Raw genomic sequence first — 683 nt, 5'->3', positions numbered from 1 at the left:
GCCGCCACGCCTGCCGGCCTGGCTCGCCTGATCAGTCCCGTCCGAAGACGTCGCGCGTATAGATCTTCTCCGCGACGTCATCGAGCTCCTGCGAACGCCGGTTGGCGATGATGACGTCGGCGCGGCGCTTGAACTCCGCGAGATCGCGCACGATTTCCGAGCGGAAGACCGTGTCCTCCGCAAGGTCCGGCTCGTAGACGATTACCGGAATTCCTCGCGCCGTGATGCGCTGCAGGATGCCCTGGATGGAGGATTCGCGGATATTGTCCGAACCCTTCTTCACGGCGAGACGGTAGACGCCGACGACCTCGGGATCGCGCCCGGCAATATCGGCGGCGAGGAAATCCTTGCGCGTCGTATTGGCATCGACGATGGCGCGGATGAGGTTCTGCGGCACGTCGCTGAAATTGGACAGAAGCTGTCGCGTATCCTTCGGCAGGCAGTAGCCGCCATAGCCGAAGGAGGGATTGTTGTAGTGCTGGCCGATGCGCGGATCGAGCCCGACACCCTCGATGACCTGCCGGGTGTCGATGCCATGCGTCATGGCGTAGGAATCGAGCTCGTTGAAATAGGCGACGCGCATGGCGAGATAGGTGTTGGCAAAGAGCTTGATCGCCTCCGCCTCGCCCGAGCCGGTGAAGAGCACCGGTACGTCGTCCTTCACCGCACCCTGTTGAAGCAGC

1 protein-coding gene is annotated in these 683 nt (G+C 62.8%); it reads right to left on the bottom strand.

Annotated elements, in window-relative coordinates; translation table 11 throughout:
• Positions 1–31: 31 nt before the first annotated feature.
• A partial coding sequence (locus V8U06_RS29185; protein WP_427143648.1) for a UDP binding domain-containing protein occupies positions 32–683 on the bottom strand: 652 nt, incomplete at its 5' end.

The sequence above is a fragment of the Shinella sp. G-2 genome, from assembly GCF_050172695.1.
Taxonomy (GTDB): Bacteria; Pseudomonadota; Alphaproteobacteria; order Rhizobiales; family Rhizobiaceae; genus Shinella.
The sequence above is the reverse complement of the archived record's forward strand: the minus strand, read 5'-3'. Positions and strand labels throughout refer to the sequence as shown.